Genomic DNA, 19551 nt, shown 5'->3' with positions numbered 1-19551 from the left:
CCCACGATTTTCGCTCTTAACAGATACTAGTAGAGAGAATTCAGGCATATCTTTCAATAAGCAATAAATCTTGCTCTACTGAAATCTTTGGAGGTGTGATTACATGCTGATTTTCTTGATGTATATGTTTGCCATTGTAGGAGGAGTCTTAATTCTAAGTGCCGTTATTATAGAATTAAAAAAACTATCTACTTCTTCTGAACTTTCTAAGCTGTTAAACGCAACCTCATCTTTTAATATTATATTCACCAAAACATTCATTCCGCCCAATCAATCGCACTTGATCGCCCTTAATGAACCTTATAAAAAAATAGCAATAGGTACCAGCAATCCGAAAACAAGCAAAAAAGCAATAGCAAAGCTATACTCGTTCGACAATATAATGGGATCAGAGATTGTTGTTAACGCACTAACCCTTTCAAAAGTATCTAAACGACAACAAAACAGCAAATCAACTGCTTCGAGTGCGGATATTAATGTGCTTAATAACGTTGACGAAGAGGCTGATGTTATCGAGGAACTTACGCTTAAAATATACATGAACAGCAATGAAATACCTGTGTATAGTATCTCCTTCTTGCCAGGTTTATTGCCCATTCAACAATCCGACAATCAGTACAAAGAAGCCTACTCCCAAGTCCAACAATTGCATGCATTCTTCAGGTCGATCGTATCCGAATAAATGCCCCCCTTCCACCTCTGATTACTTCACTTTACTTTACCTAATTAGAAATTTTGAAAACCTTAAGGAAAGACAAAAAACGGTCCTTTTAGGGGGCCGTTTTCGCTGCATCCAACATTCATTTTAAAATTGCACACTAAATCCGTTAAATTGGTGAATGCCCGTACCATGAGCAACAAGATCCCGTTCACGTAATTCACGAACTGCCTTCATTACCTCTTGCAAAATATCTGGATCTAGACCCAAAGTATTATGAGAGCCGAATACTTGAGATACATTTGGAATTTGCGCAATCTTTTCTAAAGAAGCCACTAAATCTGCCGGACTAGTAGAGGGATAAAAAGCATAAATTGGCGTAACATCATACAATAAATCCCCTGTAAACAGATACCCGTTCGCATGATCAAAGATGCTGACATGGCCTGGTGAATGACCCGGCGTGTGGTAAATCTCTAATCTACGCCCGCCTATGTCAAGTACATCTCCCTCTCGCAATAGAGCTGTTGGTTTCCCTTGATAAGGCGTATACGTATTAGGATCAAATGTCTCAGGAACAGGAAGAGTAATATCTCGGCTCATATCTTTTCTGATCTGGGCAAGGGACAAACCTCGTATTCCATTAATCAGCCAATCCTCATCCTCTTTATGAACATAGATCGTCTCAAATTGTCCATGACTGCCTATATGGTCTGCATGCACATGCGTAGTGATGACAGCGATAGGTAAATCCGTTAACTGATCCGTTATTCTTTTTATATTATCGATGCCTAATCCCGTATCAATCAACACCGCTTGTTCTTTCCCTAACAACAAAAAAGAGTGCACCTTTTCCCAATGTCCATATTCACTGATTGCATAAGTAATTGGATCAATTTTCGTGACTGTGAACCATCGATCTTGAATCAAGTGTGATCCTCCATTCCGTTCCATTTCTCCCTTACCTGCTCTTCTCCTTTATAATAGTCCGCTTGTTGATCTGCCTGATAAATTTCTTGATAGGGGAGAATGTTGATTTTACCTGAGTCCGGATATTCGCAAACATCTATGCCCTGGTTCGTTCGGAGATCAAGATACTTGCAAGGGGCATCCGTATGATTATAAAGTTGATGCGCTCCTTCAGGTCCTATTTCAAAAAATAGTACATCACCTTCAGAAACCTCACTAAAACCCTCGGGAGTTCTTAACATCGCTTTTCCCGTCAAAATCACAAATATTTCTTCAGCGTTTCTATGAAAATGATAAGGAAAGGAATACTTATCTGGATCAAGCGATCTTATGTCGAAGACAAGATGTTTAGAATTAGCGATTTCAGCTAACCTCTCACTCGTATGCCAAGCAAACTCAGGGATCGGAGATAACTTTTGTTTAAATGAAACTGTATTTTCATTAAAAATCTTCGCCAAATATAACACCCCTCATCCATTACGCTTTTCTTTCAATATAATCGGTTTGGTACTTTATGTAAATGCAGATTATCAGGTTTAACAATAAAAAAAGCCCCGCCAGCATTGGCGAGACTCTTATATGTGAGATATCCTATTTATTTTGAAGAACGATTTTGATTTCTCCATCTGAACTAAAACTTAAAACCGTAAAATCAGTATTGATTTCAAGTTCTTTCCAATCCTTAGGAAGCTGGTAAGCTAGTTTGCCACGAATTTTCTTTCCCGCAGCTAAAGCGCCGTCCATTGTTCCTACTTGACTATCCAAAGTATGAGCCAAGAGATCTTCATTTATGGAGAAGCTGTCTTGGTATGCATTGAACATTAGCATAGAGCTTACCATATAATCTTTACTGGAAATGTTCTCAAGTATAATTCCGATTTCTACAAATTCATTACCCTCTGATGGTTGTACATAATCATTTCCCTTAGGCTTTTCCAGAGACTCAACTGTAAGCTTAAAATTCTTAGTTGTGATGGTTTGTCCAACTTCAGTTATCATCGTTTCCTTTGGCTCTTCAGTAGGCTTGCTGGTAGGCTTTTCCGTTTCGACCGGTTTCTCTGTTGCTGCAGTATCATCTACCTTTGCCACTGCTGGTTCTGATTTTGATACTGTAGGTTCACTATCATTCCCCTGTGATCCAATCACCCCTATTACAACAAAAACAATAATAAGCCAAAACCACCATTTTTTAAAAAAAGGTTTCTTTGTTTTCAATATTCTACTTCCTCTCAGATAATATCCATTTCCAACTTTTGATAGGAAAATATACCCATATTATCCTATGAAAGATATACCTTTGCAAGAAAAATATAAAATAATGTCAGATGATAAGAATAATTGTGACTGTTATAATAAATTCCATTTTACTAGAACTATAAATATAAAAAACCTCAACGGCAAAGACATCAAGGGTCTAAAGGTTCGTGTAAAAAGTCATGTATTGCACTCTTTACCACTCTTGAATTTGAGTGAGGTAAATATCACAACAAATATACTAGTCCAGCTATAGCCAAGGAAAGAACCCCTCCTAAAGCAGACCAATTCGCTACTTTGTTTTTAATTTTACGGTCTTCTTTGGATTCCGAATAAAAATTCCCTCTTTGCTGAGCTCCAGTCGTAAATCCGCCAACACATATACCAGAGATCACAAAAAAAGCCAGTCCCATATATATGAATATGCGCATATTATTACTCCTCCCAGGAAAGTATTGGATATCTATATATAAGATATTCTAACATTATTCTCCACTACTATTGGAAAAATTAAAATGTTGTATGACGAGAATACACATAATCGAGGAATCATGGGTATGAGCTCAGGTGCTATTTTTGTGGCGATTGGTATTGCGGCCCTTCTGGTGTCTACTTAGTTTCTCAACTAACGGAGAAAGTCCTCTTCTTCGAGTTTTGGACTCAGTTGACGTTATTTACATAATAATCGTCTTTTGTGCATGGTTTCGGACTCCAGTAACCTTATTGCTTCTTTAGAGCATAATTGGGTACTTTTCAGGCCAATAACTGCATCGCGGTCCGATAGCAAGCCAAAAACAGAATAAAGCTACAAATAAGATTTGCTGAGTCCGCTAGCAACCTTGTATGCGAACCTATAAGCCAATCAGACGACTAAATTAATGCAGTTTGTCGTTATTGCTCAAGAATATCCTCAAAAAGAAGGGAGTGCCTCAACAGCCATCGCTGACAGGGCACTCCCTTCTTAAATAAACATGCAACCATGCGCACCCCTTTTTAACGCTCTCCTTCAACAGGTTTTTTAATAGTCTTTTAAATCCTTTATCAAAAATCCTTGTCAACAGTTCATCATAAACTTTGTTCTTTGTCTGGATGCTCATTTCCTTACTCAGCAGATAACCGGCTCTCTGATCAACGAGCTTTCGCAAGAATCCGTGAACGATCTTATTATTAGCGAGGTTTGTAGCTTCTACCAGCGCCCCATCTGCTCCAATGGACATTCGCTTACGTTTTAGTTATCAGCCTTATTCCGGTAGTAGCATTCACCAGCAAGCTTTTCCTTACGTTCCTGGGATGATAACCATTCATTTATATCTTACTTAACAATCTCCTCCCTTTGACTTGATATAAATCTATTCGACATTAGGAAGTATTTACTTGCCGTTCCACCATATACTTTCCTACGCCTCACCTCTGCATCTTTGGGGGTTATGAAGCGCTTGGAGATGTCATTCTTTAAATAATTCTAGTACGATTTACCTACTGATAATGTTAAACTAGTAGGACCTATGTCTTTTTATTATTTTACATAAAAGGGAGTTATCTTTTCTATGAAATTTAGAAATGTTTTGTTTATCATTTTAACTACTTCATCACTAATTTCAGTAACCGCATGTTCTCCACTACAAACATTTCATCAAAAAAGTCTTCAAGTGGTAGCTGATATAAAAGGAGTAGAATTACCAGCACAAGTCGAGAATGCCTCGGATTTGACTTTTACACTTGATCTATCTTCAAAATATGATAGATACGTTAGTAAAGACTTGCTTAAAGTTTCAACAGAAATTGTAAAAGAGTTTGATGAAAAATTTAAAAACAAACAATTCTTTACTGAAAGTGAAATAACGAGTTTAAAATCCTTACTTGAACCTTATGATTATTTAGCTGAAGATGTTTTTGATTCTCAATTTAGTGACGAAAAATCAGATTTAAATGATGATACATTATATGGATATATTAATGATTGTTTTTCTGACTTAGAAAAACAACACTACAGCGAATATCTTGAAGATTTAGCGCATGTAAAGCAACTAATTGGGCAACCAATGACTTTTGAACACGATTTAAAGAGTTTAGAAAATGCAGTAATACTTGAATTTGGTTTTACAAGTGGATCAGTTACAGATCCAAGAAATGTTTCTGAAGAAAGATTAAAAGAGATAAGAGATAAATATCAAATAAAACTAATCAGCACTAAAGCTAGCAAGGATGATCCAACTTTAATTAAAGTCAACCTTGAATACTTAGATATTGTTGATAACCTTACAGCAACAAAAACAGAAGTGTATAATTTACTTATTTTACCTGAAGAGAACTGGAGTTATAAATACAATTCATATCCTTTTGAAGAATAATAAACGGTATGCCCTTACAACCTAGAAAATAAGTAGTGACATACCGTATGGGCAATCCATATACCGCGATAATGGGATTCGGGTCACATTTACGTTAAACAGTTGCTATAGAGGAACCTTATGTAATAGGTTCCTCCTATATATAGGTGGCAGGCGTACGGCAAGGCTAGACACATTGGAGAAATAAACTCATTCCCTTGTTAATCTCTACTTTGGTTGTAGCTCGATCCAGATAAAGATTGAACCGTGCTTTTTTTGGTGTCTAGTTCTTGAGAAATCTGTTTTAATGACATTCTGCAACCGTGATGTAGAACGAAGCATTGCCTTTCTCTCTCAGATAAATCATGCATAGCATCCTCAATAGCGTATTGTTCATGAGGTTGCAAACATCGTCCTTCCTATTCTTCCTATTGAAACTCTACTTCATAGGCTGTCAGATATTCCATCCATGCTGGGGGCTTGCAGTAAAAATAAATTGTCTATGCCCATCAGCCAATGCTTTTTGAGTTTCCTTGTATTTCATTCCACTGACCCCTTAATAACGAATGGTCTCTCTACTGCTTTCCCTGTTGGGCGTCGATACTTTAGATCTAACCCTGCCTTTTCCTCTGGAGACAATTGCGAGTTTTTAATGACTCCTTGCCTACCGCCTGATGTTTCTTTCTCTTTGCTTTTAATTCCTAAGTACCAATCGCTCATTAGGTATGACTTCCAGTTATAAAATCAATTGATGGTAAGTATTTATTTAATTTATAATCAAGTTGGATGATGAGGGCTGTGCCTAATCTTTCTTTCTTGGCCTCTTCCCTACACTAAAAATTGGGAAAGGTTTTTTATTCGAATTAAGAGGTGAATTTTATGAACGGCAAGAAAGTTATCATTATTCTTTTGTCCATCTCTTTGCTGGGTGTGATTGCTTACTTCGGAATAGCTTATGGATTACTATGGTATATCATTAATGGGTAAGAACTGAAGATTATCCGGCCCCCGTTTTACTGGGATTACTCAGTCTGACTCGATGGCCAGACGGCCTGTAGTGCCACTTAAATTAATTCGTACTCAACTTGATCTAACCCATCACTCACATCGTAGAAAGGGCTGTACCCATATGGCCCCAATCATCCCAATAGATATCTTTCAAAGCTCGAAACTTGATCGGTTTGCTCATATCCTCTCCTCCCCCTTATACCTAAATGTGTGGGGTCTCAGCCCCCTAACCTTTATATCTCCCATAAGCTATATCAATGTTCACTTTGCTTCTCCGTTTATCATGTTGCTTCTGGATCGTGGCATGTAGCTCGTTGCATTACGGACAAAACTCAAACCAAGAGACTGTTGTGGCACACTCTTTGCAAATAGGCGTTATCACATGTTTCGTGGTATCTTCCTATCATCCGTCCCCGTTCATCTTTAGCAGAAGTCCATGAGTAACCGACTACAAAGTCACACAATTGAGTAGCTTCGTTCTTTCGGCAGAAGGTGCAGGGGTATTTCGGCATTACCGCGACCTTGCCCATTATCTCAGCCCCCTTATAGTTCAGTACAGCCAAACTATCTCTTATATCCTCCTTGTGGGAAAGGAGGGCTATTAACCCTCTCTGTCTATGTATCTTCGTAATGTGCATCAAATCTCGGTAAACTTGTAAATATTAACATTAAATTATAAAATCAAACAAAGGTGGTGTTAACAATGAACTTAGTACAATTCATGTTGGTTGGAGTAGGAGCCATTTTCTATTTCTCATTAGGAATCATCATTGTCAAGATATTACTTACAAGAAAATTACCAAGTAATAATTACACTCCATTTGACTACATCACGGCCTATTCTCATATTGAGTTTCACGATGAGAAAAAAGAGATAGAAGAAAATGCGGACCATGGTGATGATAAGGACAAAAACATCATTTCGTTATCAAAACGAACTTCTCTTCCCTGATTCGCAATATGTGGGAGAGGAGTGCTGTAACCTCCTCTATCCCTTAATGTCATGTATCTTCATACTGCGCAGTAAATAACTTCAAATAAGTTCTTTTTTTAGTTTGTTATAATAAAACAATAACTATTAATGAGGTGTTATCTTGCAATATATTTTTTTAATACCATTGGCATTTGTTTGGGCAATTCCCTTGGTTTTACTGTTAAAAAAAGATTATCTAACTAAAAACAAGGTTTCAGATAAAAATGCTAGCATAGAGAAAAAATTAGACAGAATAATAGAATTGCTTGAAAAAGATAAGGGTGCATAATCACTTTTATCTTTTTTTATGTCGCAGTATGCGTCTACTGTGCCTTTGGGAGAGGAGGGATACTCCTACTCCCTTAATGATCTGGTGCGGCCCTCGTGTTGCTGGGTTTATGCTGTCGGACGATGGCCAAACAGCTGTAAAATTATCATTTTTGTTGTAGATTTGCTAATGCTACTGAGATACGTAAATCCTCTCTGCGGATCGTTAATGCCGTAACCGGTCCGTAGCAGCCTACATCCTCTGTCCGGTACTCTACTGGTCCGCTGCAGACGATGTGTCCGATATATGTAGGGAGCCTTACCTCTACTTGGTCACCTACTTTGACAGGAGATTCATTCCTATCAATTAATTCATTTGTCATCGGCTACTCCTTTTTCCTTTAACCTTTCTATTCCTTCCAAAGATAAATACTTAACTAGATCAGGTATTGTATCACACAAGAATGGATTACATTCGTTGTATCCTGCTATCCTCCGTCTGAATAACTGTATTGAAGCCTTATAATGCAATGCTCTTGTAGCTTAACTTTTTTAGACTTTTTCATTTAGCGAATCCCCCGATCTACTCTTTGACACTACTAAGCGTGATATATGCTGCCTATGCCCTCTCTCGGGGGCAAATGTTTGTCTTATCCTTTACCTGTGTCATGCCTTGTTGCTCCCTTCCTCCAACAATTCACGTGCTTTACTTCCTCTGTCGCTCGTAACCTTTGAATGACCTCTACCGAAGCTTGGCAGTTCCCAATTTACTTGATTTGCATAGAACTCCAGTACCTCCCGTTGTCGGGCTATGGTCTGCTGCACCTCCTTAAGTGCTATCCGATCCTATCTATGTTTTCTAGACTGTTACTAATTGAGCGTTCATAAGTTTTGTTCAGTTGTTGTGACTCTTCTAGAGCAGCCAGCGCATCCATTAACTCAACTTCTTCTCTGCTCAATGTTCCTTTTCGGGCTTGTCGTTCGGAAAGCTGCGCGTTTCAAACTTCTTCTCCCTGAGAGCTATGAGCGTTGCCCATGGCTGAATGATGGTTATGGCTTTCATACTTCCCCTCCTATCTACTCTAAAAAAAGGCTCACAAGACTTGTTGGACAACATACTCTATAAATAAAAAAGGAGTGAGTCTCATGACAACACGAGCTCTTGATATGCGGATTTCGGAACATATGTCTGGGTTAGGGAGTGCAATTGAGTACGTATACGTCAACCCAATTTTGATTGGAGATTTGGGAATTCAAACATCTTCAATTGTAGGAACGCCAGATGCAAACAAGGTACGTATATGGTTGTCTGGTTCAGTAACTTTCTATAAAGCTTTCGATACACCAGATGAAACCTCAGTAACAGTCGTAATAGAAAGAAACGGAAACGGAATCCTTGGTTCTGGCACACTAATCTATGAATCGCAAGTCCGTCCAGGTCCTATAGAGAGTACAGCATCCACAATCTCAATAACCGCAGGAGATTTCCCCGATATTCCTACTGTTTCAAATGGTCAAATTCGCTATTCACTTTTTATTTACTCAGACTTAGAAGTTGGGAGAAACGGAATATGGATGGTAAATGCTGCGTTTAATGGAATAGCATTTGCAGGATGAAGGAAATATGTCAGAAAGAATTATTGTCTGATCAATTAGAAATTTCGAACTGCCAGAACCATGTCTTATTATCCGTCATTGGGGCTTATGCCCCTTATTTTTGTGTCACAGCTCAGCCTTGGCATTTATCTCAGATGCTCCTGCCTTAATTACCTGATTCATTCCTTTTATGGTGAGCACTATGGCTCTTTGTTGATTCCTCCTCCAGGACAGGAGCTTTTTGTTCTCCAAGTGCTTAATAAAACCGTGAGTTGTCGATATTGACTGGTGCCCCATGGCTACTGCAATTTCGCGTATGCTGGGCGGATAATGAAATTCAAATGAGAATTTTTCAATAAAGTCGATTATTGCTTGCTGCTTTTTCGAAATGAATTCCATCTTCAACCTTCCCTCATAAATAACTTTAATTCGTTGTTATAAGAGATTTATAATCTTCAAATCGGTCATTTGGATGATAAGAACCCTGAGCAGCATAGCCATTAAGAGCATCAGTAAACATTGCAGTGAAGGTTTCTAGATCCTTGGTTTCTAATGATTCCAAAAATCTAATTTCCTTTGCTCGGAGATCCCTGCCAGCAGCCGTTATGATTAGATCTGCTATAGGTTCAATCTGCTGCAGTCGTTCTTCTTTTGCCTTTTCTAACTCCAACTGCTTAGTATCCTCGAATGAAACTACATTTTCAGGGGGCATTACGGGGGCGCTCATTAACCTTCCACAAAACCTCCAAACCTTACCCACACAGAAAAAAACCCTTAACGCTTAGAGCGCCAAGGGCTGATTTATTCTAGTAAAGAGTCATGTACTGCGCTCTTTCCCACTCATGAACCTGAGTACGGTAGATATCCCATTCGATTTCTTTTAGCTCGTAGAAGTGAGCCAAAGCATGTTCGCCGAGAGCTTCGGTGATAACATGACTGCGGATCATTTCACTAAGTGCTTCTTTCAAATCGGATGGCAAGCTTGGGATGCCTTCTTCGATGCGCTCTTCTTCAGACATCACATAGATGTTACGGTCAATCGGAGCTGGAAGATCAAGCTTACGTTTAATTCCGTCAAGACCTGCTTTCAACATAACAGCAAGTGCGAGGTAAGGGTTAGCTGCTGGGTCCGGGTTACGAACCTCAACACGTGTGCTAAGACCTCTAGAAGCCGGAATACGAATCATTGGGCTACGGTTACTTGCAGACCAAGCTACGTAGCAAGGTGCTTCATAACCAGGAACAAGGCGTTTGTATGAGTTAACTGTTGGGTTAGTAATCGCTGCAAAAGCACGAGCGTGCTTCAAAATACCAGCCATGTAGTAACGTGCAGTTTTGCTCAGACCCAGCTTGTCGCTTTCGTCGTAGAACATGTTTTCTTTGCCTTTAAACAAGGATTGGTGAGCGTGCATACCAGATCCGTTGATACCGAACAATGGTTTAGGCATAAAAGTTGCATGCAGGCCGTGTTGACGGGCTACCGTTTTCACGACGAGCTTAAAGGTTTGAATTTGGTCAGCAGCAGTAATCGCGTCAGCATATTTAAAGTCAATTTCATGCTGGCCCGAAGCTACTTCATGGTGGGAAGCTTCGATTTCAAAGCCCATTTCTTCAAGGGTCAGTACGATTTCACGACGACAGTTTTCCCCTAAATCCGTTGGCGCTAAGTCAAAGTATCCACCTTGGTCGTTCAATTCCGTAGTAGGATTGCCTCTTTCGTCTGTCTTGAAAAGGAAGAATTCAGGTTCTGGTCCAACGTTCATAGCTGTGAAACCCATTTCTTCTGCTTCCTTCAGACAACGTTTGAGGATACCACGTGGGTCTCCAGCAAAAGGTGTACCATCTGGCATGTAGACGTCACAAATCAGACGAGCTACACGACTATCAGTCACCCAAGGGAAGATTACCCATGTATCTAGGTCAGGGAAGAGATACATATCAGATTCTTCAATCCGTACATAACCTTCGATGGAAGAACCATCAAACATCATTTTATTATCAAGCGCTTTTTCCAATTGGCTAACTGGAATCTCTACATTCTTGATAGTACCTAATAGATCCGTAAATTGCAGACGAATAAAACGAACATTCTCTTCCTTGGCAATGCGTAAAATATCCTCTTTAGAAAAGCTCATGTGATCCTCTCCCTTTCGAACTTCTATATATTATTATTTATTAAAAAACCGGGATAACTCACCTTGAATCAGAGACACTTGTCCCGGTCTTTTACCGGAAACTAGTTCTTGCTTCAGCATTCGGTGAAGCTGGGAATCGGATAACTCTCTACGTCTTACCTCTGTATCAGGGGTAATAACAGTAGCTTCCTCGGATTCCTTAGAGACAGGATTCATTACTTGCTTAATGCCAGCAATATTAACACCCTTCTCGATCAGAGCTTTAATTTCTAATAGGCGCTCAACATCATTAAAAGAGAACAAACGCTGATTCCCCGACGTACGTGCTGGTACGATCAGACTGTGCTGCTCATAATAACGAATTTGTCTCGCGGACAAATCAGTCAGCTTCATTACAATTCCAATAGGAAATAGTGCCATATTTCTGCGGATTTCATCACCCATGACTCATCCAACCTTCCAATGATCTTTTTCTGATCTCATTGTACATTTCCTAATACAGCGTGTCAATGGTATGTGAGATATTCTTACAGCAATTTTCTTTCACGCATACTTTGAAGTGCCATCAAAACGCCATATTTAACATGTGAATAGGTTAACCCGCCTTGCATATAGCCAATATAAGGAGCTCGTATAGGCGCATCTGCAGATAACTCCAAGCTTCCACCTTGTATAAACGTACCTGCAGCCATAATAACAGGATGTTCATAACCTGGCATATCCCAAGGCTCTGGTACCACATGGCTGTCCACAGCTGCAGCGCGTTGTATGCCCTGAACAAAGGCAATTAAGTGTTCTGGTCCATCAAAGGAAACCGCCTGAATCAAATCTGTACGAGGCTCGTTCCACGCTGGCTTTGTCTCAAACCCGCATCGCTGAAATACGGATGCAGCAAAAATACTTCCTTTTAAAGCTTGTCCGACCGTGTGCGGTGCCATAAACAACCCTTGGTAAAGCCCACGTGTTGTTCCTAACATAGCCCCCACTTCACCACCTATGCCAGGAGCGGTTAATCGATAAGCTGCCAATTCTACAAGATCCTGTCGGCCACAAATATAACCGCCTGTCTCAGCAATACCGCCACCCGGATTCTTAATTAACGATCCTGCTACTAGATCCACACCAACCTGTGGAGGCTCAAGCTCTTCGGTAAACTCACCATAACAATTGTCTACGAAGACAATCACTTCCGGTTTCAACACCTTTACCCTCGAAGTCATTTCACCAATTTCAGCCACTGTGAAAGAAGCACGCCAATCATATCCTCGTGACCTTTGGATTCCAATCACTTTAGTATTTTCGTTAATAGCGAGAGCTACCTCATCCCAATCGATCTTGCCATCTGCAGTAAGAGCAACCTCCCGGTAAGTAATTCCGAAATCTGCGAGTGAACCTGTCCCATCCCCTGTGTGACCAATTACCTTATGTAAGGTATCGTACGGACGTCCTGTGATGTATAGCAGCTCATCTCCTGGACGCAGTACACCAAATAGGGCTGTTGATATGGTGTGTGTTCCTGAAGCGAAATGCGGGCGAACCAGAGCAGATTCCGCACCAAAAACGTCAGAATAGACAAGATCCAACACTTCACGGCCACGGTCATTATACGCATACCCCGTTGAACCGGCAAAGTGAAAATCACTGACTTGATGACGCTGGAACGCTTCTATAACCTTCCACTGATTCTTATCTACAATACGATCAAGGGCTTTGACAGCGCCTTCTATTTCAACTTCTGCGGCCTCTGCCGCGCTCAAAATATCCTCTGCAAAAACTACCATTCGTTCTTATTCGCTCCTTACATTTACTTGCCATCATAATGACAGAAAGCGGCAGTAAACTGACGCTTTCTAGATTAGCTATTATTTTATACCTATAAACGAAGCATTTCCACCTTAGGAATGACTGACAAGATTACTGCTGGTCCACAAAATCAGCAAGCATGTAACCCCATTTGTCATAATCCTCTTTATTAAGACGAACGTTATAGAGCACATCGTTCTCATCATATGTCGTTTCCAGAACCTCTCCCACCCTGTAGAGCAAGGAAGAAATGTCACCTCGGTCTCCGGGAATGCGGAAGTTGAGTGTGTCGCCAGCCAGTTCATCGGCGATCATTTCGGTAATCCGAGTTAAATCTTCAGGATTAAATGCACTGATCTTCAAGTACCCTGTACCTGTAGGCAACATTTCCAGTTGCTCAGGCTGACATAGATCAATTTTATTAAAAAGTACGATTTGCGGTGTACCAGATGCACCTAGATCCTGCAAGATGGATTGGACAATCTCCATCTGCTCCTCACGCATTGGTGAAGAGGCATCCACCACATGTAGCACCAAATTGGCCTCATTCACTTCCTCCAGCGTTGCACGGAAAGATGCGACAAGATCATGCGGAAGATTCTGAATGAAGCCTACAGTATCCGTCAGCACAACCTCTTTACCACCTGCTAGCTCAAGTACACGTGAAGTAGGGTCCAGTGTGGCAAACAACTGGTTTTCAATATAGACATCCGCATCGGTTAGTTGCTTAAGCAGCGTTGATTTCCCTGCATTCGTATACCCAACAAGTGCGACTTGCACTGCTCCCGCCTTGCGGCGACGCTCCCGATGTAGCTCACGAGTCTTAACAACCTCATCCAGCTGGCGTTTCAGCTCCGTAATCCGATCACGAATATGTCGGCGATCAGTTTCCAGCTTACTTTCACCCGGACCTCTGGTACCAATTCCGCCACCTAGTCTGGATAGGTTCTTCCCTTGGCCGGAAAGCCGGGGTAACAGATAGGACAATTGTGCCAGCTCTACCTGAATAATTCCTTCTCGCGTCTTCGCACGCCCCGCAAATATATCCAGAATAAGCTGCGTCCGGTCAATAATCTTAAGATCCAGAGCCTCCTCAAGGTTCCGTACTTGGGCTCCTGACAATTCTTGATCAAAGATAGCTGTATTAGCCCCGAGAGCATCAGCAGCCATCCGTAGCTCTTCTACTTTACCTTTACCAATAAACCATCTAGAATCAGGTGTTTCCTTGTTTTGACGCAGCACATCCAGAACTTCAACACCAGCCGTTTCGGCTAATTGCACTAATTCCTGTAGTGAAAGCTCTGGATCAATTCCGGTTCTTTTAATTTTATCTGTGACGAGACTTACCAATATCGCTCGATCTTGTACATCTGTTTCCGTATCATGCGTAGTTATTGCCATGTATGTCATGCTCCTTATGACGGTGATAGTATCCTGTAATTCATAATTTGAAATCCTCAGTTCGAAGCGTCATTAATTCCTGCTTGCCTGGGCTGGTACTTTCATACTGGTTTAACAGTCTGACAGCCTGACCCCGAACCGCTTTCTCAATGGCGTTGCGAACATACCTCGCATTACTGAAAGCATGAAGACTCTCCGTCTTCTCTACTAACAAATGCTGCTTTAACTTGAGTATCGCCTGTGGCATCAAAATATAGTCGCGATCTTTTGCCATCAGTTCAGCGATTTGCAGCAGTTGATCGATCGTATAATCAGGAAATTCCACCTGTATCGGAAACCGTGAAGGCAATCCGGGATTGCTCATCAAAAAATACTCCATCTCTCCAGAGTACCCCGCTAAGATAAGTATAAATTGACTGCGATGATCCTCCATGGCCTTGACGAGCGTATCAATCGCTTCTTTCCCAAAATCCTTTTCTCCACCCCGAGCAAGGCTATAAGCCTCATCGATAAACAAAATACCGCCCAAAGCCTTTTTTACCAGGTCGCGAGTCTTCTGTGCAGTATGACCGATGTATTCTCCTACAAGGTCGGCTCTCTCCACCTCAATAAGATGTCCTTTGGTCAGTACACCCATACGCTGGAACAGCTTAGCCACGATTCTAGCCACGGTTGTCTTGCCAGTTCCGGGATTCCCTTTAAAAACCATGTGATAAGCTTGCCCGCCGCTTGCAAGTCCTGCCTCAGTTCGCATCTGAGCAATTTGTAACAAGGCGTAGATTTCAAAGACTAGCTCTTTGATATTGTCCAGACCCACTAAACCTTCCAATTCTTGCGTTAACTCTTGGAATAGGCTAGTGTGGCCGTGATTTTTTGGAGGTACCGGCCGACTCTCTCCAGAAGGGTTAGTTATAGCCGGAGGCTCTTGACTCCGCAATACAATATTGATTTGTCGAGACGGTCTTTCTTCCTCCCGTCCACTGGCCGCTGCTACGCGTCCGCTCATCGGTATCACCTCATTATCCAGGGCTGACTTCTCTAATCAAGTCTATTCCAGTAAATGAAGTGTTATTAGAAGATTCGGGATTTTTTGGACAAATCACAGGAATAGCTGCTGAAGCTTCCATTTCGTATAGGCTAGAGTCTCACGTGTTTTATGTCTTGTCATCGATAGAACGGTGGATTCTGTAAGTCCCAGCTCAGGATTCACATATCCAAGCTCGCCAGCAATTTCATGAGCCCGCCACCCATGATAAGTATGCGTAATGATTATTGTTGAGGACAAACCTTCTCGTGCCATAATCTCTTTACTAAACAAAAGATTCTCGTAAGTGCTAGTAGCTTCATTCTCTACGTAAATGGCGCTATCTGGCACTCCTTTAGCAACCAAATAATTACGCATTCCTTGAGCTTCTGTGTATTGTAAATCAGGTTTATCTAAACCACCAGATACAATAAGATGTGGGAACATCCCTTTTTGATAAAGCTTCAGTCCGTAATCCAGCCGTTCCTTAAGTCCTGGGCTAGGCTCATCCCCCCACATCGACATGCCAAGAATGATCCCAACATCCGCCTTTTGCATAGGATCTGTGGTGGCAGCTTTATTAATATTGTTTAACGCATAAGCACACCACAACAATCCAGCAATCACAATTATCGATAAAGCGATAAGCAACGTTCGTTTCGTCCAGAATCTGCGTTTTTTGGAAACAATCCGAATCGGGGAAGACCCTCTTCCGTAGACATACCATTCCATTTCTTTATTTCCTCCTGAATTCTCCATGATGAAATAATTCGGCACGATGCTTCAAAGATAGTGAGAAATAAGGGAAAGCATGAGCATCGATGCCGCGTAAAATAGTATTGGCTGTCTCCCAGGCGAGTTTATAATCACTCTCGGAAATATCTTCCCTCTCCAGCGCTTCCTCTAATTCATCCTCATCAAGCAAGAAAACCTCGCCGTTCCAAAGCACAACCACATCCAGATACAAATCATCAAACCATGGAACGCCTTGGTCTGTGACGCCCTGCACCTTGCAGGTGTCTATGTACCATTGAATGATATTTTGCCGTTCGTCGAACATAGCCGTCACAATATAGTGACTGTCTTTTGGGAAATATTGCAGCCAGGAATAACCTTTATCCGCAATACGATATGTATGCCGTCCATAGCTCTTCCACAGTGGTTCTTTCAGCCCGTAGATGGTATAAAGCGTAATATATCCGCTGAATTCCCGGCTCTCCACATAGCGGCAGGCAAAATGGCGACGCGTAATCCGGCGCCAGTTGGCCCGGTCTCCGAATTTACGTTTCATAGAAATTACCCTCTCCAGTATGGTTTCTTCAGCTTACCACATTTAGAGGATACACTCAAAACATCCCGCAAAATACAGCAAATTTTTATCACAGATTCGATTAGAAAAATATGGAGTTATAAAAGAAAGAAGCTGTCCCATAAGTAGCATTCACTACTTTTGAGACAGCCTCAGGAAAAGAAAAGCTAACTTCATAAATTCAAAGCATCACTATTGAACAGAAGAATCACCATTCATATTACTAGCCTCTTGATCAGGGCTTTGTGTTGCATTACCACTGTCATTCCCCGAACTTCCGCCTCCAGAAGGTACATCTGGCGGAGCAGTAGGTATCGGTGTTGCTGACGGTGGAGGCGTAGTGAATTCAGGCAAGGTTCCTGTTCCACCATTATTCCCGCTTCCATCGTTGCCACCACCATTATTACCACCGTTGCCATTATCCCAGCCATTGTCTCCACCATTCTCAGGGGTTGGTGTCGGGAGATTAGGATCAATGGTCGGCTCAGGTGTTGGCATCTCATCCTGCACAGAGACAGTAACCACATTCGATGGTTCACTTTCTACTTGGGTTGCAGGATCGTAGGAAGTAACATAATACTCGTAAACCAGACCAGGCATTGCACTAAAGTCTCCTGCACTAGTCGTGACCGTATTTAACAGTAAACCGAAATCAGCCTCGGATGTCTCTCTACGATAAATACGATATTCTACACCCGCAACAGGAACTGCCTGCCAGCCCAGATTTACTGTCATCGTAGATGGATCATAAGCTGCAGTAAGTCCACTAACATTCTTAGCTGGTTCAGGTGTTTCTGTAGGTGCAGGAGCGATTTCATTATCTAGCTGTGGGAAGGACTTCTTAGGAACATCCCTTAACGCTTCCTCCATCACTTTACCCCAGAATGCTGCGGCAAGCCCACTGCTATTCTTAAGCAGATGTTTCTTGCTTGGCTTGTCATAACCCATCCAAACAGCAGCTGTCCATTCAGGTGTATATCCCACAAACCAAACATCACGGTTCGAGCTGATTCCAGAATATCCACTTTGAGTCGTACCGGTCTTACCAGCAACTGGACGATCAATCCTTGCTTTTCTACCCGTACCACTCTCTACAACCTTTTGCATCATCTCGGTCATTTGATAAGCCGTTTGCTTACTCATAACACGCTCAGGCGTTGTATTAGCCTTGAAGACGGTCTCTCCACTACTATCAGTGATCGATTTAATGGAATATGATTCTCGAAGTTCACCGCCATTTGCAAAAGCACTGTAAGCTTGTGCCATTTCCAGTGTATTCGTTCCTTTGCTCATACCTCCGAGAGCCAGTGAGAGGTTCTTGTCCTCGTCTTCCAGTCCAATCCCCAATTTCTTGGCAAACTTAAATCCGGTATTCACTCCAATTTCATTAAGCAACCAGACCGAAGGAATATTCTCTGATTTCTGTATAGCATCACTCATACTAATACTCTTGGAATATCCGTGAAGGTTAGTTGGGCAATAGTTGGAAAAACACTGCTTCTCGTTGCTTAACGTAGAATACTTGTCGTACTTTCCAGTTTCCAGTGCTGGAGCATAAGCAACGATTGGTTTAAAGGCTGAACCAGGAGAACGTCGGCTGCCATTTACACGGCTATAGCCTTTTTTCTCATAATTCCGTCCACCTAGAAGTGCGACAATGCCGCCATTCTCTTGATTCACGATGGTCATAGAACCTTGTACCAGTTCGTCGTCTACACTCTTCTCGAAGTTATCACTGTCTGCAAAAGCATCTTCTACGGTTTCTTGAGCGTGCTTATCCATCGTGGTGTATATCTTGTAACCACCAATATTCAGATCATCTTCGGATAGTCCAAACTTCTCTTCTGCTTCTTCCACTGCGAAGTCAATAAAAGCTTGATAACGCTGTTTCTTTTCAGGTGGCTTATAATTATAATCCACGGCTTGTGCTTCGTCTCTCTCTTGCTCCGTAATATAACCTTGTTCGTACATGAGCTGAAGTACTACTGCACGACGTTCCTTTGAAAGATCCGGGTTACGCAGAGGGTTGTAACGAGACGGTCCCTTAGGCATCGCAGCCAGTGTCGCAATTTCCCAAACTTTCAGATCATTCAGATCACTCTTACCAAAATATCTTTCAGATGCTGCTTTAATTCCGTAGATCGTACCCCCAAAGTTTATTCGGTTCAGGTACATCGTAATGATCTCTTCTTTAGATTTCTGGTTCTCCAATGCTACAGCAATGGATACCTCAGTCGCTTTACGGAAAAATGTTTTATCCCGTGTCAAAAAGATGTTTTTGGCCAGCTGCTGAGTAATGGTACTACCACCTTCTACCATGCTGCGTGCAGCAATATCTTTTACCGCTGCCCGGCCGATTGACCATAAATCCACACCAGAATGCTCAAAGAAGCGTTTATCTTCTGTGGCCACAAAGGCATTGATCAATAACGGTGGAATCTTCTCATACTCTACAGGATCGCTTTTCTCAAGCGATAATTCGCCGATTAAATTAGCATTGCGGTCATATACTTTTGTAGTTTCATTTACGGTCAGTTTGTCTTGGTTCTCTAGGAGAAGTTTTTGCCCATTCAGCATAATGAACAGATAACCGCCAAGCGCACAGAAAATGGCCAACGCTGTAGCAAAGAACAAGCTCCACAGCACACGCTTTTTAGTCAAAAACTTCTTTTTCTTCTTACTTTTCGGTTTTGGTTTTGAATTGGTACTGGACGATCCTCTATTTCTATTGTTGTTCGTCCTTGATGTATCATCTCTAGACATGATGCCTCCTGACTCCCTTCCTTGAATAAATCATGTATGGACTTCTCTGAATGAAAAGAAC

Annotated in this window: 24 protein-coding genes and 1 pseudogene; 5 read left to right on the top strand and 20 right to left on the bottom strand. The window is 41.5% G+C overall.

The features are described 5' to 3' along the window. Positions 1-103 precede the first annotated feature (103 nt). Positions 104-682 (top strand): hypothetical protein, encoded by a 579-nt coding sequence (locus tag ACFWMP_RS14430; protein ID WP_339241622.1) that lies wholly within the window; start codon positions 104-106, stop codon positions 680-682. Between the two features lie 123 nt (positions 683-805). On the opposite strand, the gene ACFWMP_RS14425 is transcribed toward ACFWMP_RS14430, so the two are convergent. The 5 genes from ACFWMP_RS14425 to ACFWMP_RS14405 all read right to left on the bottom strand — a co-directional run bounded on the left by ACFWMP_RS14425 (position 806) and on the right by ACFWMP_RS14405 (position 4098). After that, entirely contained in the window at positions 806-1612 is an 807-nt protein-coding gene (locus ACFWMP_RS14425) for an MBL fold metallo-hydrolase (RefSeq protein WP_379424039.1), read from the bottom strand. Continuing rightward, positions 1585-2085 (bottom strand): cupin domain-containing protein, encoded by a 501-nt coding sequence (locus tag ACFWMP_RS14420; protein ID WP_052404320.1) that lies wholly within the window; start codon positions 2083-2085, stop codon positions 1585-1587. Before ACFWMP_RS14420 ends, ACFWMP_RS14425 begins: the two co-directional genes overlap by 28 nt. 133 nt (positions 2086-2218) lie before the next feature. After that, on the bottom strand, positions 2219-2842 hold the full coding sequence (locus ACFWMP_RS14415) for a DUF4352 domain-containing protein (RefSeq protein ID WP_339265098.1): 624 nt from the start codon (positions 2840-2842) through the stop codon (positions 2219-2221). Positions 2843-3108: 266 nt separating this feature from the next. Further along, entirely contained in the window at positions 3109-3312 is a 204-nt protein-coding gene (locus ACFWMP_RS14410; RefSeq protein WP_379424038.1) for a DUF5316 family protein, read from the bottom strand. A gap of 498 nt (positions 3313-3810) precedes the next feature. Next, complete coding sequence (locus ACFWMP_RS14405) at positions 3811-4098, bottom strand: phage portal protein (RefSeq protein WP_379424037.1); 288 nt, start codon at positions 4096-4098, stop codon at positions 3811-3813. Between the two features lie 330 nt (positions 4099-4428). Between ACFWMP_RS14405 and ACFWMP_RS14400 the strand changes: the two genes are divergently transcribed. Then, the gene (locus ACFWMP_RS14400; RefSeq protein WP_379424036.1) at positions 4429-5232 is read left to right on the top strand and encodes a hypothetical protein; all 804 of its coding nucleotides are present in this window, start codon (positions 4429-4431) and stop codon (positions 5230-5232) included. Positions 5233-5432: 200 nt separating this feature from the next. Here the strand turns inward: ACFWMP_RS14400 and ACFWMP_RS14395 are convergent, their stop codons facing one another. The 3 genes from ACFWMP_RS14395 to ACFWMP_RS14385 all read right to left on the bottom strand — a co-directional run bounded on the left by ACFWMP_RS14395 (position 5433) and on the right by ACFWMP_RS14385 (position 6749). Beyond that, positions 5433-5618, bottom strand: a complete 186-nt coding sequence (locus tag ACFWMP_RS14395; RefSeq protein ID WP_076283525.1) for a sigma factor-like helix-turn-helix DNA-binding protein — start codon at positions 5616-5618, stop codon at positions 5433-5435. A gap of 133 nt (positions 5619-5751) precedes the next feature. Next, entirely contained in the window at positions 5752-5931 is a 180-nt protein-coding gene (locus ACFWMP_RS14390) for a hypothetical protein (protein ID WP_076283524.1), read from the bottom strand. Positions 5932-6551: 620 nt separating this feature from the next. After that, on the bottom strand, positions 6552-6749 hold the full coding sequence (locus tag ACFWMP_RS14385) for a hypothetical protein (RefSeq protein WP_379424035.1): 198 nt from the start codon (positions 6747-6749) through the stop codon (positions 6552-6554). 173 nt (positions 6750-6922) lie between these two features. Between ACFWMP_RS14385 and ACFWMP_RS14380 the strand changes: the two genes are divergently transcribed. Together ACFWMP_RS14380 and ACFWMP_RS14375 are read left to right on the top strand one after the other, a co-directional pair. Further along, the gene (locus ACFWMP_RS14380; protein ID WP_339241636.1) at positions 6923-7171 is read left to right on the top strand and encodes a DUF3951 domain-containing protein; all 249 of its coding nucleotides are present in this window, start codon (positions 6923-6925) and stop codon (positions 7169-7171) included. Positions 7172-7313: 142 nt separating this feature from the next. Next, entirely contained in the window at positions 7314-7481 is a 168-nt protein-coding gene (locus ACFWMP_RS14375) for a DUF4083 family protein (protein ID WP_339241639.1), read from the top strand. 145 nt (positions 7482-7626) lie between these two features. Here the strand turns inward: ACFWMP_RS14375 and ACFWMP_RS14370 are convergent, their stop codons facing one another. Next, positions 7627-7842: a hypothetical protein gene (locus ACFWMP_RS14370; protein ID WP_340970202.1), complete on the bottom strand. Its 216-nt coding sequence runs from the start codon at positions 7840-7842 to the stop codon at positions 7627-7629. Between the two features lie 602 nt (positions 7843-8444). Beyond that, positions 8445-8522 (bottom strand): annotated as a pseudogene (locus tag ACFWMP_RS14365) (ASCH domain-containing protein); the annotation flags it as partial. Between the two features lie 83 nt (positions 8523-8605). Here ACFWMP_RS14365 and ACFWMP_RS14360 point away from each other — a divergent pair. After that, entirely contained in the window at positions 8606-9076 is a 471-nt protein-coding gene (locus tag ACFWMP_RS14360; RefSeq protein ID WP_042188882.1) for a hypothetical protein, read from the top strand. Between the two features lie 105 nt (positions 9077-9181). Here the strand turns inward: ACFWMP_RS14360 and ACFWMP_RS14355 are convergent, their stop codons facing one another. From ACFWMP_RS14355 to ACFWMP_RS14310, 10 genes are all read right to left on the bottom strand, one after another. Further along, positions 9182-9454 carry a LexA family protein gene (locus tag ACFWMP_RS14355; protein WP_379424034.1) on the bottom strand — a complete coding sequence of 91 codons (273 nt, stop codon included), beginning with the start codon at positions 9452-9454 and terminating at the stop codon, positions 9182-9184. Positions 9455-9479: 25 nt separating this feature from the next. Continuing rightward, positions 9480-9767: a hypothetical protein gene (locus ACFWMP_RS14350; RefSeq protein WP_379424033.1), complete on the bottom strand. Its 288-nt coding sequence runs from the start codon at positions 9765-9767 to the stop codon at positions 9480-9482. Positions 9768-9861: 94 nt separating this feature from the next. Next, on the bottom strand, positions 9862-11190 hold the full coding sequence (gene glnA / locus ACFWMP_RS14345) for a type I glutamate--ammonia ligase (protein WP_042128352.1): 1329 nt from the start codon (positions 11188-11190) through the stop codon (positions 9862-9864). 33 nt (positions 11191-11223) lie between these two features. Further along, the gene (locus ACFWMP_RS14340; RefSeq protein WP_042128355.1) at positions 11224-11634 is read right to left on the bottom strand and encodes a MerR family transcriptional regulator; all 411 of its coding nucleotides are present in this window, start codon (positions 11632-11634) and stop codon (positions 11224-11226) included. Between the two features lie 83 nt (positions 11635-11717). Continuing rightward, on the bottom strand, positions 11718-12971 hold the full coding sequence (locus tag ACFWMP_RS14335) for a methionine gamma-lyase family protein (protein ID WP_379424032.1): 1254 nt from the start codon (positions 12969-12971) through the stop codon (positions 11718-11720). Positions 12972-13104: 133 nt separating this feature from the next. Further along, entirely contained in the window at positions 13105-14394 is a 1290-nt protein-coding gene (gene hflX, locus ACFWMP_RS14330; RefSeq protein ID WP_042188885.1) for a GTPase HflX, read from the bottom strand. Between the two features lie 40 nt (positions 14395-14434). Then, positions 14435-15400, bottom strand: coding sequence for an AAA family ATPase (locus ACFWMP_RS14325; RefSeq protein WP_042188887.1), 966 nt, complete (start codon positions 15398-15400; stop codon positions 14435-14437). A 93-nt stretch (positions 15401-15493) separates the two neighbouring features. Continuing rightward, positions 15494-16150: a YdcF family protein gene (locus tag ACFWMP_RS14320; RefSeq protein WP_379424031.1), complete on the bottom strand. Its 657-nt coding sequence runs from the start codon at positions 16148-16150 to the stop codon at positions 15494-15496. A gap of 4 nt (positions 16151-16154) precedes the next feature. After that, positions 16155-16709: a ribonuclease FAU-1 family protein gene (locus tag ACFWMP_RS14315; protein WP_042128364.1), complete on the bottom strand. Its 555-nt coding sequence runs from the start codon at positions 16707-16709 to the stop codon at positions 16155-16157. 210 nt (positions 16710-16919) lie between these two features. After that, complete coding sequence (locus ACFWMP_RS14310; protein WP_042188891.1) at positions 16920-19490, bottom strand: transglycosylase domain-containing protein; 2571 nt, start codon at positions 19488-19490, stop codon at positions 16920-16922. Positions 19491-19551: the final 61 nt, after the last annotated feature.

The organism is Paenibacillus sp. NPDC058367 (assembly GCF_042723305.1).
Classification (GTDB): Bacteria; Bacillota; Bacilli; order Paenibacillales; family Paenibacillaceae; genus Paenibacillus_AQ.
Note: the sequence above shows the minus strand (reverse complement) of the source record. Positions and strands in the feature narration are given on the sequence as shown.